The sequence below is a fragment of the Acinetobacter towneri genome (assembly GCF_017498585.1).
In the GTDB taxonomy this organism is placed as follows: Bacteria; Pseudomonadota; Gammaproteobacteria; order Pseudomonadales; family Moraxellaceae; genus Acinetobacter; species Acinetobacter towneri.
On record NZ_CP071766.1, the window covers coordinates 69,608 to 85,662 of the forward strand.

11 protein-coding genes are annotated in these 16,055 nt (G+C 42.0%); 9 read left to right on the forward strand and 2 right to left on the reverse strand.

Annotated elements, in window-relative coordinates:
• Positions 1-505 precede the first annotated feature (505 nt).
• From J4G44_RS00320 to holA, 4 genes are all read left to right on the forward strand, one after another.
• Positions 506-877: a DUF4124 domain-containing protein gene (locus tag J4G44_RS00320; protein WP_372238842.1), complete on the forward strand. Its 372-nt coding sequence runs from the start codon at positions 506-508 to the stop codon at positions 875-877.
• A gap of 132 nt (positions 878-1,009) precedes the next feature.
• Positions 1,010-3,631: a leucine--tRNA ligase gene (gene leuS, locus J4G44_RS00325; RefSeq protein WP_207973734.1), complete on the forward strand. Its 2,622-nt coding sequence runs from the start codon at positions 1,010-1,012 to the stop codon at positions 3,629-3,631.
• A 196-nt stretch (positions 3,632-3,827) separates the two neighbouring features.
• Positions 3,828-4,358, forward strand: a complete 531-nt coding sequence (locus J4G44_RS00330) for an LPS-assembly lipoprotein LptE (RefSeq protein ID WP_180043942.1) — start codon at positions 3,828-3,830, stop codon at positions 4,356-4,358.
• A 21-nt stretch (positions 4,359-4,379) separates the two neighbouring features.
• Positions 4,380-5,378 (forward strand): DNA polymerase III subunit delta, encoded by a 999-nt coding sequence (holA, locus tag J4G44_RS00335; RefSeq protein WP_180051775.1) that lies wholly within the window; start codon positions 4,380-4,382, stop codon positions 5,376-5,378.
• A gap of 50 nt (positions 5,379-5,428) precedes the next feature.
• Here the strand turns inward: holA and J4G44_RS00340 are convergent, their stop codons facing one another.
• Positions 5,429-5,878 (reverse strand): bacteriohemerythrin, encoded by a 450-nt coding sequence (locus tag J4G44_RS00340; protein ID WP_004974971.1) that lies wholly within the window; start codon positions 5,876-5,878, stop codon positions 5,429-5,431.
• A gap of 412 nt (positions 5,879-6,290) precedes the next feature.
• Here J4G44_RS00340 and J4G44_RS00345 point away from each other — a divergent pair, with 412 nt between their 5' ends.
• Genes J4G44_RS00345 through J4G44_RS00355 form a run of 3 tightly spaced genes read left to right on the forward strand, consistent with a single transcriptional unit; the run spans position 6,291 to position 11,059 of the window.
• Positions 6,291-7,625, forward strand: a complete 1,335-nt coding sequence (locus J4G44_RS00345) for an efflux RND transporter periplasmic adaptor subunit (protein WP_179994376.1) — start codon at positions 6,291-6,293, stop codon at positions 7,623-7,625.
• 1 nt (position 7,626) lies between these two features.
• A complete protein-coding gene (locus J4G44_RS00350) occupies positions 7,627-9,600 on the forward strand; it encodes a MacB family efflux pump subunit (protein ID WP_207973735.1) in 1,974 nt (657 codons plus the stop codon).
• Positions 9,601-9,622: 22 nt separating this feature from the next.
• Entirely contained in the window at positions 9,623-11,059 is a 1,437-nt protein-coding gene (locus J4G44_RS00355; protein ID WP_207973936.1) for an efflux transporter outer membrane subunit, read from the forward strand.
• Between the two features lie 96 nt (positions 11,060-11,155).
• On the opposite strand, the gene J4G44_RS00360 is transcribed toward J4G44_RS00355, so the two are convergent.
• Positions 11,156-12,424, reverse strand: a complete 1,269-nt coding sequence (locus J4G44_RS00360; RefSeq protein WP_179994375.1) for a sensor histidine kinase — start codon at positions 12,422-12,424, stop codon at positions 11,156-11,158.
• 817 nt (positions 12,425-13,241) lie between these two features.
• Between J4G44_RS00360 and J4G44_RS00365 the strand changes: the two genes are divergently transcribed.
• On the forward strand, positions 13,242-15,476 hold the full coding sequence (locus J4G44_RS00365) for an NADP-dependent isocitrate dehydrogenase (protein WP_167846287.1): 2,235 nt from the start codon (positions 13,242-13,244) through the stop codon (positions 15,474-15,476).
• A 191-nt stretch (positions 15,477-15,667) separates the two neighbouring features.
• Positions 15,668-15,970 (forward strand): HNH endonuclease, encoded by a 303-nt coding sequence (locus tag J4G44_RS00370; protein WP_136144735.1) that lies wholly within the window; start codon positions 15,668-15,670, stop codon positions 15,968-15,970.
• Positions 15,971-16,055 lie beyond the last annotated feature (85 nt).

Consider the following 16,055-nt stretch of genomic DNA (forward strand, 5'->3'; position numbering starts at 1 on the left):
CATGACACTTATTCGAAGGGTGATCGATCTAAGGCACATAAAACTAAAGTGTGCATTTTTGTAGTTTACCCGACTAAAGTCAAGTTTAAAAATCGGCTTTTTCTGCTTTATTTATAAACTGGGTATTTTTTACGCTTTGTGTCATCCATCACAATTTAATCCCAAGTCCAATATTTCCATATAAAACAAATAACTTTCAGATATTTGCTGAATTTTTTATAATTTTTTCATATCACATACATAAAAATAAAGAATGAATTAAAAAATATATAAATCGCTTGGTTATGATTCAGCAACGCATTTCAGCTTATTTTAACTTGCAAATAGACAAGTCAATGCTCCAATTTTAAATGGGCGATATTGCAGATAAAAATCATCAAAAAATTGTCAATAAATCCTAGCTTCACGGGGAATTATTGCTAAAATTTAGCCAACATGATTTTTTGTAATTGGTTTTTCTGCCATTTACCTTTTTTGCTCAGGACTTCCAAACATGAAAACGCCAATGATCCGCTTGAGTTGTCTTTCTGCAAGCTTGATTCTAATTTTTGCCACTAGCTCAGTTTCTGCAAAACAATATTACAAGTGGGTCGATGCAAATGGATCAACCCATTACACCACGACACCACCACCAAAAACAGCCAAGAAAAAAGGTAAAGTCGATACCTACGGCTGGAAAAATTCAGCACCTACTGTTGCCATTCCTGCAAATTCTACTGCGAACCCTGAGCCTACTGCTGCAAATGCAACAAACCAACAAGCGACACCAACCACAAATCATCCTGCAGGAAATCCAGCCATGGATCAGCAACAACGTGAAGCCAATGCAGCTTTAAATCAGGCACAACAAGAACGTGCCAACCCACAAGTTTTTTAAGTTTTAAGCCATAAAGTACGACTCGCTTAAATTTTCCTGCACAATCCAGCGCGCAAAATTCACTTTTTGCTGCATTTTGCGCTATGCTGTGCAACACACTTTTTTTAACCGTTTATTCCTGATTTTAACCTTATGACTACTCACATTGACCCTGAATATCAAGCCAGTGCGATTGAACCTCAAGTCCAGAATGACTGGGAATCTCGCAAAGCCTTTAAAGTTGCCGACACTGTCGAAGGTCCACATCGTTATATCCTCTCGATGTTCCCTTACCCAAGCGGCAAACTGCACATGGGTCACGTGCGTAACTACACCATTGGTGATGTGATTAGTCGTTTCCACCGTTTAAAAGGCGAAACCGTATTACAACCTATGGGTTGGGATGCGTTTGGCTTACCTGCTGAAAACGCGGCTATTGCCCATCAGGTTGCACCTGCTAAATGGACCTTTGAAAATATCGCCTACATGCGTGACCAATTGAAAAAATTGGGTTTGGCAGTAGATTGGGATCGTGAATTTGCCACCTGTACCCCAGAGTATTATCACTGGGAACAATGGTTATTCGTGCAACTGTATAAAAAAGGGTTAATTTATCGCAAACTCTCGACAGTAAACTGGGATCCTGTCGATCAGACTGTTTTAGCCAATGAACAGGTCGAAAATGGTCGTGGCTGGCGTTCAGGTGCATTGGTAGAAAAACGTGATATTCCAATGTACTACTTCCGCATTACCGATTATGCCCAAGAGTTACTCGACGATTTAGAAACTTTAAAAGATGGTTGGCCGCAACAAGTCTTGACCATGCAGCGTAACTGGATTGGCCGCTCTCAAGGGATGGAAATTACCTTTCCTTCGGCAAATCCTGAAATTTATGCAGATGGTTTAACTGTATTTACCACGCGTGCCGATACCTTAATGGGTGCAACTTATGTGGCTGTTGCTGCAGAACACCCAATGGCGTTAAAAGCCGCAGAAAATAATGAGCAATTGAAGGCCTTTATTGAAGAATGCCGTATGGGTTCTGTGGCAGAAGCTGACCTTGCCACTGCCGAAAAAAAAGGTATGGCGACTGGCTTGTTTGTGAAGCATCCAGTAACGGGTAAAGAATTGCCAGTGTGGATTGCCAACTATGTGTTGATGTCTTACGGTTCTGGCGCAGTGATGGCTGTACCTTCACACGATGAGCGTGATTTTGAGTTTGCCAATAAATTCCAATTGCCAATTATTCAGGTGATTGATGCCAAAGGTGCAGACGATGCGGACTTTGACACAACCCAATGGCAAGAGTGGTACGGTTCTAAAGAAGGTAAACTGGTCAACTCAGGCGAATTTGATGGTTTAGATTTCCAAGCGGCTTTTGATGCACTTTTAGCGAAATTAGAGCCACAAGGTTTAGCCAACGTAAAAGTACAATTCCGTTTACGTGACTGGGGTGTTTCACGCCAACGTTACTGGGGTTGCCCAATTCCAATGATCAACTGTGAAAAATGTGGACAAGTTCCAGTTCCAGAAGATCAGCTTCCTGTCATTTTACCTACCGATGTTGTGCCAGATGGCTCAGGCAACCCGTTAAATAAAATGCCTGAATTCTATCAAACCACTTGCCCATGCTGTGGTGGCGAAGCACGTCGTGAAACCGATACCTTAGATACTTTTGTAGAGTCATCTTGGTATTACGCACGTTACGCATCTCCAGACTTTACAGGTGGCATGGTCAAGCCTGAAGCTGCGCAAACTTGGTTGCCAGTTAATCAATATATTGGTGGTGTAGAACACGCCATCTTGCACTTATTGTACGCGCGTTTCTTCCACAAACTTATGCGTGATGAAGGCGTGGTACAAGGCAATGAGCCATTTACCAACTTACTGACTCAAGGCATGGTCTTGGCTGACACCTTCTACCGCGAAGCAGAAAGCGGCAAGAAAACTTGGTTTAACCCTGCCGATATCGAGCTTGAAAAAGACGAAAAAGGTCGTGTTCTTTCTGCAAAATACATGGGCGATGGTCAAGCTGTGATTGTTGGCGGTCAGGAAAAAATGTCGAAATCGAAAAATAACGGTATCGACCCGCAAGCCATTATTGACCAATACGGCGCAGATACTGCACGTGTATTTATGATGTTCGCTGCACCACCTGATCAGTCTTTAGAATGGTCAGATGCAGGTGTTGAAGGTGCGAACCGCTTCTTAAAACGTGTTTGGCGTTTGGCGGCAGGTTTCCTTGAAAAAGGCAGCAATGCAACTGCAATAGACAGCAGCAAACTTGCTACAGCAGCACAAGACTTACGTCGCAAAACCCATGAAACCATTCAAAAAGTGGGCGATGATATTGAGCGTCGTCATGCGTTCAACACTGCAATTGCAGCATTGATGGAACTCTTGAATGCTTGCAACAAGTTTGAAGCGCAGAACGAACAAGACCTTGCGGTTGAACGTGAAGCAATTGTGACTTTATTGACCTTGCTTGCGCCATTTGCACCACACTTGAGCCAAACCTTATTGGTAGAGTTCGGAATTGAATTAACCTCTACCCTATTCCCTGTGGTCGATGAGTCTGCATTAACCCGCAATACTCAAACTATTGTGGTGCAGGTAAATGGTAAATTACGCGGCAAGCTTGATGTAGCGGTAGATGCATCTAAAGAAGACATTCTTGCACTTGCCAAAGCGTTACCAGAAGTACAACCATTCTTGACTGGGCCAACCAAGAAAGAAATTGTGGTACCGAATAAGCTAGTGAACTTGGTGGTTTAAGTGCTTTTAAACCTCCCTTTTTTAAAGGGAGGTTTGGAGGGATTTTATAAAACAATCCCCCTAAACCCTCCTACAAAAAAGGAATTAAAACAATTTCCAAACAAAGCCCGTTGTCAGTCAACGAGCTTTGCACCTACAATCAAGATATTCTCAACTTCCGCTTTTAAACTTTCAAGAATATTACAGAGGACAGCACATGCACTTTAGCCAACGTCTAGCAGTCATTGTTTTAACTTGTGGACTCAGTGCTAGCTTAGTCGGCTGCGGTTTTCATCTTAAAGGCACCAATCCAAGCATTGCACCTGTGGCTTATTCAAAAATGAGTCTGGCTTTACCGAGCAATGCTGAAGAATTAGAAGAAAAACTTTCCATTCACATGGGTACAGCGGGCGTACAACTCAGCAATGACCCTAATGCCTATGTACTGCGTGTACTTGACTATACGCCACGTCGCTTGGAATTGAATGGCAAACTGGTAGAAACCTTATTACGTTTGAGTGTGACTTTCCGTATTGAAGATGCGCAAGGCAACCCGATCACCGAACCTCGTACCGTCATGGCAACGCGCAGTTATCAATACGATGTAGCAACTGTGAATACCGATGATCAGGAACAAAAATTCTTAAAAGAAGTCATTATTGATGATGTAGCACAGCAAATTGTGCGTCAAATTTCATCTAATCGTTTACCTTTGGTCAACCCACCTGTGTATTCAAACCCTAAATAAGTTTTCGAGTGCGAATTTTTTATGAAACTTGACTATCTACAAGCCCTCAAACGTGTCGATGAAGCACGTGGCGTATGGATTTTGCATGGTCAAGAACCCTTACTCGAACAAAACTTGCTGGATGCTTTTCGTGCCAGTTGGCAAAAACAGGATATTGAACGTCAGCGTTATGATTTAAATAGCGTTAGCGATTGGAAAAATGTATTCAATGCCTTAAACAGTCTGTCACTGTTTTCGAGTCAATTGGCGGTTGAAGTACACGGCAATATCAAGCCTGATGCCAGCACACTAAAACAACTGAAAAGTTATATTCAACACAATGAACAAAACTTGCTGTTGGTGGTAATGCCGAAACAAGACAACAATAGTCTGAAATCCAGTTTTTTTCAGTTGATTGATGCCAATGGGGTCAATGTTGCGCTTACGGCGAATTATCCTAAAGATCGGCAGCAGATTTTAGGTTTGGAAGCAGAAAAGCTTGGCATTCAATTAGGACATGATGCGTGGCAATGGTTGGAACAACATCATGAACACAACCTTTTGGCTGCCAAAAATAGCTTAATGCGGGTCAGTGACACCTTTCCTGAAATTCAGCAGATTCAGATTGAACATTTACATGCCTGTTTACAAGATCAATCTCGTTATAGCACTTATGATTTAAATGATGCTTTACTGACGGGAAATCTAGCGCAAGCTATGAAAATTTTTCAATACCTCATGGCTTCGGGTGAAGCCATGAGTTTAATTTTGTGGAGCATCAGCAAAGAAATGCGCTTACTGATGCAATTATTTGAACAACCACAAAATGCTTTGCAACTGGGTATTTGGAAAAACAAAGTCAGTGTGTATCAGCAAGCTTTGCGACGTTTAAATCCAAATAGTTTCTTGCAATGGCCCGCCCTATTATTGCGTATTGATGCCGCCATCAAAGGGATGTCCAAGGAAAACCCTGAACATTTGGTGCTACAAGCCATTACAGAACTCTGTGGTAAAACGCTGTTTGCTTCTCACTCGGCTTAATTAAGCAGACTTCATCAAATAATTTTTAAAATCATCTGCTTTTCAGAGGATTAGCTAAAGAAACGTGCAAACCAACTTTTGCCTTTTTTCTGTTCCTGTGAACGCAAATAATGCAGCATATTGTCGCGTACCGCATCGACATAATCCTGATCATCATGCTGAATATGGTTAATCAACCATTTAGACAACAAACGATACAAATCATGTTCTACCGATTCGCCATTGGCAAAACGCTGACGGCAATCATTCAAACGCTTCACAAAGAGTTCGTGAATACCACGATGTGATGGTAAGTATTGATAATTGACCTGTGACAACAAGTTTTCTTCAAAGCTAAAATGCGATTGCGTATAGTCAATCAAGTCATCCAAGACTTCTTTGATTTGCTCCCGCGCACCTGTCGCCCGAATTTTTTCCAGCGCATTAATATAGTCCAGAATTTGTCGATGTTGATTGTCAATCACATCAATTCCGATATTAAATTTCTCACTCCACTCCATGATTTACCCCTCAGATTTTTTGCTTAAAGTCATGTTTTATTGCATCGTCCCGATGCCGTATTATCCTAATGATTAAAGCCATAATTATTTCATGGAATTCAATACTAGCTGCTTTTAATTTTTAAATCCATATAAATAACAAGGTTTTTTAACCCTCTTAGACCATAGTTGTATTTTTAACTAATTTTTCATTAAAATTCATAAAAATATCATAGAGATGGACTAAAATAGTGCAGGGGTAAGTTGACCTAAATTAGGGCAAATTTATGTCACCATGTGGTGCAATTAAAAAGCACTTTAATTACCTTAAAACCAGATAATAATTCTCATTTGCAATTTCTTTAAAAAATTCACGATTTATCCTTATTTCACTTCTATAATCCTTTTAATTTCTTTTTCTGTTTTTTGACTCATGCCAAAAATAAAATCGACCAAACTTATTGCGGGAATTATCATTGCGCTGATGCTGGCATTTGCCGCTTGGTATTTTTTAAAACCCAAAGAACAACAACCGCAATACATTACTGCCGAAGTGAGCCGTGGAGATATTGAAAGTGCGGTGTTGGCAACAGGCGTACTTGAAGCCACCAAAATGGTCAGTGTTGGTGCGCAAGTTTCAGGTCAAGTCAAAAAAATGTATGTTCAGTTAGGCGATCAAGTCAAACAAGGACAGTTGATTGCCCAAATTGACTCCGTACGACAGGAAAATGAGTTTAAAACAGCGCAGGCCAGTATTAAAAACCAACAGGCACAATTGGCGGTTCGACAAGCCAATCTCGCCAAAGTCGCAGCAGAATATCAGCGTCAACAAGCCATGTATGCGCAAGATGCGACCTCACGTGCCGAACTTGAAACTGCCTTAGCCAACTATAAAACTGCACAAGCAGAAATTGCTGCCATTAATGCTCAAATTGAACAGTCACGCCTAACTTTAGACACGTCTAAAGAAAATTTAGGTTATACCCGTATTCTTGCCCCAATGGATGGCACTGTCGTTGCAATTGTGACCGAAGAAGGTCAAACCGTGAACGCCAATCAAAGTGCGCCCACGATTGTTAAATTAGCCAAACTTGACACCATGACTGTAAAAGCAGAAATTTCTGAAGCGGATGTAATGAAGGTCGAAGAGGGACAAACGGTCTATTTCACCACCTTGGGCAACAGTGAGAAAAAACATTATGCTACTTTACGTCAGGTAGAACCTGCACCCAAATCCATCAATACCGAAAGCAATAACAACACCTCATCATCTTCAAGTTCTGCCGTGTACTACAACGCTTTATTTGACGTACCAAATGAAGACGGCAAGCTACGCATCAATATGACCGCACAAGTGTCCATTGTTTTGGCAGAAGCGCGCAATGTGCTGACCATTCCTGCTGCTGCGGTGCAAGGTGCAAACCGTTCACGCAGTCGTGGCAACAGCAATAATTCAGACAGCAACGTACGTGCTGAGCGCGACAATACCAATGCCAGCTCTGCCAAACGCCCTGCCCGCTTGGAGTTGACTGCCAATGAAGAAGCCTTGGTTGATCAAGGTAAAGCCTCTTTAGGTATGGTACGTGTACTGCAAGCTGATGGTTCAGCTCGTCCACAATCGGTATTGCTTGGCTTAAATAACCGTGCAACGGTACAAGTCATTCGTGGCCTAAAACTGGGCGATCAAGTCATTATTGCCGATGGTTCCGATACCTCAAATGATGCGGCGAAGCGTGGTGGTCGTGTTGGCCCATCAGTGAGAATGTAAGATGAGTCAGCCACAACCTCTGTTAGAGGTCACCAATCTGACCCGTGAATTCCCTGCGGGCGAATCTACAGTACAGATTCTCAAAGGTATTGATCTGAAGATTTACCCAGGTGAATTGGTTGCAATTGTGGGTCAGTCAGGTTCAGGAAAATCCACCCTCATGAATATTTTGGGCTGTCTGGATCAACCCACCACGGGCAGCTATAAAGTCAAAGGACGCGAAACCCGACAACTTGAAGCCGATGAATTGGCACAGCTACGTCGTGAATATTTTGGTTTTATTTTCCAGCGCTATCACTTATTGGGTGATTTAAGCGCTGCGGGCAACGTCGAAGTGCCTGCAATTTATGCAGGTGCCGATGTTGAAGAACGACAAGCACGCGCGACTGCGCTGCTCAGTGATTTAGGTCTAGCCGATAAAACCCAAAACCGCCCAAGTCAGCTTTCAGGTGGACAACAACAACGTGTATCCATTGCACGTGCCTTGATGAATGGTGGCGATGTGATTCTTGCCGATGAACCCACAGGTGCACTCGACAAGAATAGCGGTATTGAAGTGATGCGGATTTTGCGTGAGCTAAATACCAAAGGTCACACCATCATCTTGGTCACACATGACCATAATGTCGCTAAAAATGCCACACGGATTATTGAAATCAGTGACGGGCTTATTATTTCTGATCAGCCCAACACACCTGCCGATCAAGATGATATTACCCAACAAACTTTGCAACATTCACCACAAAAAAGAACTTCAGCTTGGCGTTCTGTATTTGATCGTTTAGGTGAAGCCTTCCGCATGGCGCTACTGGCGATGAATGCGCATCGCATGCGCACCTTTTTAACCATGCTCGGGATTATTATCGGGATCGCTTCGGTTGTATCTGTTGTGGCACTTGGCAATGGTTCACAGAAACAAATTTTAGAGAACATCAGCAGTTTAGGTACCAACACCATTACCGTGTTTCAGGGGCGTGGTTTTGGTGATACCTCGCGCTCATCTCAGCTTAAAACCCTAATTCCTGCCGATGCCGATGCTTTGGCAGAACAACCTTATGTGGATGGGGTCAGCCCATCGGTCAATAGCAACGTCACAGTACGTTTTAAAGACACTGAGGCTTCTGCCACAGTCAATGGGGTGAGCGAAGACTTTTTCTATGTGCGCGGCATGAACTTCCAGTCGGGTCAGCCTTTTGACAAACACAGCGTGCTGGAACAAGCGCAAGATGTGGTGATTGATCACAACACCAAAAATACATTTTTTAGTGATGGCAGCAACCCTGTCGGGCAAGTAATTTTATTGGGCAGCGTACCCAGCCGTATTATTGGCGTGGTCGAAGAACAAAAAAGCATGATGGGCAATGCCGACAGCTTAAATGTGTATTTGCCCTACTCTACGGTAATGAGCCGCATGCTTGGCCAAAGCCATGTGCGCAGCATTATTGTACGAGTCAAAGATGAATATCCAAGTGCTGCAGCAGAAAATGCCATCCTAAGTCTGTTGGTACAGCGTCATGGTGCGCAGGATGTATTTACTCAAAATGCCGACAGTATCCGTGAAACCATCCAACAAACTACCGCCACCATGACCTTACTGGTTTCTGCTATTGCAGTGATTTCACTGGTGGTCGGTGGAATTGGCGTAATGAACATCATGTTGGTCTCTGTCACAGAACGCACCCAAGAAATTGGGGTACGCATGGCAGTCGGCGCACGACAAAGCGATATTTTGCAGCAATTTTTAATTGAAGCCATTTTAGTGTGTATTTTAGGCGGTGTACTTGGCGTCTTGCTCGCACTCGGAATTGGGCAATTGATTAATCATGTGGCAGGTGGAACCTTTCAAATGGCGTACTCCACCACCTCGATTGTAGCCGCTTTTGTCTGTTCAAGCCTGATTGGAATTGTGTTCGGTTTTATTCCTGCACGTAATGCTGCCCAACTGAACCCTGTCGATGCGCTATCTAGAGAATAAGGAATTAGAGTAAGGAATGATGATGCGATTTAACCAGAAGTCACGACAATTCAGCCAACTCGTCACTGCGCTTTTTCTTGGCAGCAGCTTAGTGGGTTGTGCAGCCGTAGTCAAAACACCTTATCAGGCACCTGCTGTAAATATTCCTCAACAGTTTGAGCAGCAGCAAAAAAGCCAGCAAGTCCTTGCACAACTAAATACAGACCGTTGGTGGACACTCTTTCACGATGCTGCTTTAAATCAATTGGTTGAACAAGTCTTGGCGCGTAACAGTGACCTCGCGGTTGCAGGACTGAATTTACAACAAGCCAGATTACAAGCAAAACAAAGCCAAAGTCAGCAAGGTGTCCGGATTGGCAATGCAGGTATTTCTACAGGGCATCAATTTAGTTTAGAGGGCAATGGTGATACAGCGCGTGGGATTTCGCTGAATTATCCCGGACTGAGCTATGAATTGGACTTATTCGGTAAACTTGCCAATCAGACTGAAGCTGCACGTTGGGAAGCCTTAGCCACCGAACAAGACTTACAAGCCACCGCACAAAGCCTGATTGCAACCACTGCCAATTTATATTGGCAATTGGGTTATTTAAATAAACGCTATGTTGTCGCACAACAAAACCTTGCCAGTACGCAAAAAACGTATCAATTGGTCAGTGCGCAATATCGCGCGGGTGCAGTTTCAGGATTGGATTTAAACCAAGCCGAACAAGCTCTGCAAAGTCAAAAATCAACCTTGAGCCAAATTGCACAGCAAAAAGTTGAAACACGCACCGCCTTGGCAGTTTTACTGCATCAACCTGTGCAAATGTTGAATATCAATGAACCACAGAGTTTAGCCGCTGTTCGTTTACCGAATATTACTGCTGGCTTACCTGCAGAACTGCTGTCACGTCGTCCCGACTTACGTGCAGCCGAATTACGTTTACGTAAAGCCTTGGCCAATAAAGATGCCAATCGAGCCAGTTATTACCCATCCATCAGTCTTACAGGCACACTCAGTACAGGTGTCGGTACAGGCGCGCATACCTCTTTAAGCGATGCCCTAAAAAACCCAATTGCCACTTTAGGTGCAGGTTTAACCCTGCCATTTTTGCAATGGAATGATATGCAGCGCGATCTAAAAGTGAATGCTTTGGAATATGAAAAAGCCATTGTGCAATATCGACAAACTTTATATAAAGCCTTTGCCGATGTCGAAAATGCACTGTCAGCACGAACCGCGCTGAATCAACAAGTCGCGCTGCAAAGCCGCAATTTAGCACTGGCAGAGAAAACTGAACGCTTAACTGAGGTGCGTTATCGGCATGGTGCGATTGCCTTAAAAAACCTGCTAGATGCACAAGAAACCACCCGCAATGCACGTTTAAGTTTATTGCAGACCAAGCAAAACCAATACAACGCCTATGTGACTTTATTGCAAGCGTTGGGTGGTAGTCCGATTCAAAACATTCAATAATGCAAGAGTTGATCTAAATTGATCACGATAAAAAAAGCCTGTGGATGATTTTAAACATCCACAGGCTTTTGCTTGCTTTGTATATAAACTTTGAAATTAAGTTTTCTCAGATAATAACGCTTCTTTACTTAATACTTGATGGCTACTGGTCGCAATTGGCAAACTGACTTTAAAAGTCGTTCCCACACCTTCTTTCGATTCCACCACAATTTGCCCGTGGTTCAAATCGACAAAACGCTTACACAACACCAAACCTAAACCAATACCCTTTTCACCTGCAGTGCCTTTAAAACTAACAGTAAGTTTAGGCTCGAACAGCGTTTCGAGTTGTTGTGCAGTCATGCCCAAACCCGTATCTTGAATATAAATATCCACACTGGTTTCTGTTTGCTCTGCACGTAAAATGACTTTGCCTGTGCCATCGGTAAAGGTAAATTTCAGCGCATTCGACACCAAATTTTGAATCACCGAGGTAATCATATTGATGTCGGCATAAACTTTAATGCCTTCTTCAACTTGATCAATCAGTTCAATATTTTTCTTGATTGCCAAACTTTTCAACACATCGCAAACAATTTTGGTCGATTGCTTTAACTCAAAATTAATTGGGTGATACACAAAGCGTCCACCCTCTGCCATCGCCCAATTCAATAAACTTTCTAGCAAGTTATAGGTCGATTGTGCTGTGTCGAATAAATAGTCGGCAATATTTTGAATACTAGAATCATCCAAAGTTTCGCGCTCTTGCGCTAAAACTTCCGAAAACCCCAATAAGCCATGAAATGGCGCGCGCAAATCATGCGCAATAATTTGGAAAAATTTGGTTTTACTAAAATTCAATGCAGACTGCTGTTCATACAGTTCTTTTAAGCTTGCATAATCAACTTTTAATTCAATATAACGCACCAAACCTGCAGCAAACTCCGCCACTGTCGGCAAAGCACCTAAACTAAACGCTTCTTCACGATGATCAAATAACAACAACTGCCCAATCGACTCGCCATCGGTTTTGAGTAAATCCAGTGCAATTAAACGAGCCGCTTCTATCCCCAAACTTGCAATATGCTGCACAAAATTCGCATATTGAGGATGTTGAGGTTCAATCAGTTGCTGACCTTGAAAGAAAACGTCTAACTGTGCGGTTGGATTGGCATGAAAAGCTTTAAAAACTTGATTGGTGGAATACCAGATATATGGCTCATTTTTAAAAGTCAAAATGGCATGATCGACTTGCAACATTTGACGGGCAAACTTCAAAAAACCATCAATTTGGTTACTTGGCGTATGTACACCCAATAATAACGAGAGTGTGCAAGCACTGAGTTGCTCCGTTTCAGGACCAATTTCCAGCAACTGTATTTTCATTTTTGCCTCGTTAATTAAAGTGTGCTGCGCACTATGAATTATTTTATCTACAAAACTCATCCACTGAATCCAGAGTTAACCTACAAACTTTAACACAAAACACAAGCTTTCAAACTAATTTAAAAAACTGCGTAAAAACTCGGCACTTCTTCTTTACTACTTGATTTTTTCATCTATGGATTAACAAGGGTTTAGCTCATGCTTGATTATCATTTTTGATGCATCAAACGGTGCTACAAACCCGCTAAAAAATACGCTTATTTATGTAAAATTTGGACCATAAAAATAGATCTAAACTTTTAAAATATCAATCAGGCTTTTTATCTGTAGATTTCCATCCGTTTTTGAAGAAAATCTCAACTTCTATACAAGAATTTACATTACCTCATACTGTAAAAAAATAATGTAAAATATTGATAAATTTACAAAATAAATAAACTAAATATATCTACGTATCATTTTCATCGATTATTTATCAAACATACGACTTAAGTCGAACCCTCAACTGGTTAATTTATAATAAAATATACATATATTTTTGATGTCATATCTTCATCATACGATTTGATTAGTATTTCAACACTAAATACTCAAGGCGATTTTTAGGTTTAAATAGGCTCGTTTTTACATTAAACCGTGTCTTGATTCGCACAAATGCGACACATCATTTCGTAGCGAAATGGCGTCATCACTGTAATTACGTTGACTGAAATGCATAGAGAGTCGATACTCTCAAGGTTAAATTAGGCAAATCGGTTCGCAGGGGCTGAGTCATTATCTCGCTCCTAAAAAACTCAATCAAAGCAAGGGGCTATATATGGCTGGTGGAAAGTCAAAAATCATTTATACACTGACCGATGAGGCGCCATTGTTGGCGACCTACTCTCTACTGCCGATCATTGAGACCTTTACTAAGCCTGCTGGCATCGAGATTGTCAAGAGTGATATCTCTGTCGCAGCACGCGTACTCTCTGAATTCTCGGAATACCTAAGCGAAGAACAGAAGGTAGCCGACAACCTCGCAGAGCTTGGACGTCTCACGCAAGATCCAGATACCAATATCATCAAACTTCCGAACATCAGTGCTTCAGTTGCTCAGTTAATTGCATGTATCAAGGAATTACAAGCAAAAGGCTATGCAATTCCTGACTATCCTGAAAATGCGGATACTGAAGAAGAGAAAGCTTTACTCGCTCGTTTTGGTAAATGCTTAGGTTCAGCAGTAAACCCTGTATTACGTGAAGGTAACTCTGACCGTCGTGCACCTGCTGCAGTGAAAAACTATGCAAAAAAACACCCTCACTCTATGGGTGAATGGAAGCAATGGTCACAAACTCACGTTTCACACATGGATGAAGGTGACTTCTACCATGGCGAAAAATCAATGACGCTTGACCGCGCACGTAACGTAAAAATGGAACTCATCACTCATTCTGGTGAAACCATTGTATTGAAAGAAAAAGTAGCGTTACTTGATGGCGAAATCATCGATTCTATGTTCATGAGCAAGAAAGCGCTTTGCGACTTCTATGAAAAAGAATTGGATGATTGTAAAGAAGCAGGCATTTTGTTCTCTTTACACGTAAAAGCGACCATGATGAAAGTTTCACACCCGATTGTATTCGGTCACTGTGTGAAAATTTACTATAAAGAAGCGTTTGAAAAACACGGTAAATTGTTTGAAGAACTTGGCATTAACGTCAACAACGGTATGGCAGGTCTTTATGAAAAGATCGAAACCTTACCAACTTCTTTACGTGAAGAAATCATCGAAGATTTACACGCATGCCAAGAACACCGCCCTGCACTTGCAATGGTGGATTCTGCAAAAGGCATCACCAACTTCCACTCTCCAAACGACGTAATTGTAGATGCTTCTATGCCTGCAATGATTCGTGGTGGCGGTAAAATGTGGGGTGCTGACGGTAAACCTTACGACTGTAAAGCAGTAATGCCTGAATCTACTTTCGCGCGTATTTACCAAGAAATGATCAATTTCTGTAAGTGGAATGGTAACTTCGACCCACGTACGATGGGTACTGTGCCAAACGTAGGTTTGATGGCGCAAAAAGCTGAAGAATACGGCTCACACGACAAGACTTTTGAAGTTCCTGCTGCAGGTGTTGCAAACATCACCGACATTGACACGGGTGAAGTGTTGATGACTCAAAACGTAGAAGAAGGCGACATCTGGCGTATGTGTCAGGTGAAAGATGCACCTATTCGCGACTGGGTTAAACTTGCAGTAACACGTGCACGTAACTCTGGTATGCCAGCAATTTTCTGGTTAGACCCGTACCGTCCACACGAAAACGAAGTGATCAAGAAAGTTCAAAAATACTTAAAAGATCACGACACGACTGGTTTAGATATTCAAATCATGTCACAAGTTCGTGCGATGCGTTATACACTTGAGCGTGTTGCGCGTGGTTTAGACACCATTTCTGTAACAGGTAACATCTTACGTGACTACCTCACTGACTTGTTCCCAATTATGGAGCTTGGTACTTCTGCGAAAATGTTATCTATCGTTCCGTTAATGGCGGGTGGTGGTATGTACGAAACTGGTGCGGGTGGTTCTGCGCCTAAACACGTACAACAACTTGTTGAAGAAAACCACTTACGTTGGGATTCATTAGGTGAGTTCCTTGCGCTTGCTGCTTCTTTAGAAGAAATGGGTATTAAAGAAGATAATACTCGTGCGAAATTACTTGCATCAACTCTTGATCAAGCGACCAGCAAATTACTTGATAACGACAAGTCTCCATCACGTCGTACTGGCGAACTGGACAACCGTGGCAGCCACTTCTACTTGGCAAAATTCTGGGCAGAAGCACTTGCTGCTCAAGATGAAGATGCTGAGTTGAAAGCGAAGTTTGCACCACTTGCACAAGCTTTAGCTGCAAACGAAGACAAAATTGTTGCTGAACTTGCGGAAGTACAAGGTAAATCGGTTGATATCGGTGGTTACTACGCAGTAGATCAAGCTAAAGTGAATGCAGTAATGCGTCCAAGCGCAACATTCAATGCTGCACTTGATGCAGCTCAATAAGATGATGCAAAACTAACCTAAGTTAGTGATGTAAAAAACCAGCGCTTCGGCGCTGGTTTTTTTACACCCTCATTTATATAGTGTTATGACAACTATTTCATTTTATGCTTAGATCTAAATTTTATGAATGTGAGTTATCAAAGGTTAGGATTTTTCATTCAACTATAGCCATAAAATAAGGAAAACCTAAAATGGCAAATTCATGGGGAATACCAAAGCACATAGAAGATGCGGTCTCGGAGCGAGACCTGTGCTGTGTATATTGCGGCAAAAAGTTTGGCACTGAAAGAGCTAATAAGAAGTCTTGGGAACACATTATCAACGATATAAGAATAACAACCTTATCCAATATTGCATTGTGCTGTGTTGGCTGCAATGCATCTAAAGGCAATAAAGACTTAGCAACTTGGCTCCATTCTGAGAATGCTCGAAAAAGAGGCGTCACCACTGAGACAATTGCAGATGTCATCAAAGTAGCTTTAGATAGTGAATAAAGCTTTTAAGTACTACAAGCCCTATAAGACACCCGATCAATCACATTTGATTATTGTATTGATCTAATAATTTAAGCTTAGCATC

What these genes read in the sequence shown, in the direction of transcription:
- J4G44_RS00320 (WP_372238842.1), top strand. Translation starts at nt 506, where the DNA reads ATGATCCGCTTGAGTTGTCTTTCTGCAAGCTTGATTCTAATTTTTGCC.
- J4G44_RS00365 (WP_167846287.1), top strand. Translation starts at nt 13,242, where the DNA reads ATGGCTGGTGGAAAGTCAAAAATCATTTATACACTGACCGATGAGGCG.
- J4G44_RS00360 (WP_179994375.1), bottom strand. Translation starts at nt 12,424, where the DNA reads ATGAAAATACAGTTGCTGGAAATTGGTCCTGAAACGGAGCAACTCAGT.
- J4G44_RS00330 (WP_180043942.1), top strand. Translation starts at nt 3,828, where the DNA reads ATGCACTTTAGCCAACGTCTAGCAGTCATTGTTTTAACTTGTGGACTC.
- J4G44_RS00345 (WP_179994376.1), top strand. Translation starts at nt 6,291, where the DNA reads ATGCCAAAAATAAAATCGACCAAACTTATTGCGGGAATTATCATTGCG.
- holA (WP_180051775.1), top strand. Translation starts at nt 4,380, where the DNA reads ATGAAACTTGACTATCTACAAGCCCTCAAACGTGTCGATGAAGCACGT.
- J4G44_RS00350 (WP_207973735.1), top strand. Translation starts at nt 7,627, where the DNA reads ATGAGTCAGCCACAACCTCTGTTAGAGGTCACCAATCTGACCCGTGAA.
- leuS (WP_207973734.1), top strand. Translation starts at nt 1,010, where the DNA reads ATGACTACTCACATTGACCCTGAATATCAAGCCAGTGCGATTGAACCT.
- J4G44_RS00370 (WP_136144735.1), top strand. Translation starts at nt 15,668, where the DNA reads ATGGCAAATTCATGGGGAATACCAAAGCACATAGAAGATGCGGTCTCG.
- J4G44_RS00340 (WP_004974971.1), bottom strand. Translation starts at nt 5,878, where the DNA reads ATGGAGTGGAGTGAGAAATTTAATATCGGAATTGATGTGATTGACAAT.
- J4G44_RS00355 (WP_207973936.1), top strand. Translation starts at nt 9,623, where the DNA reads ATGCGATTTAACCAGAAGTCACGACAATTCAGCCAACTCGTCACTGCG.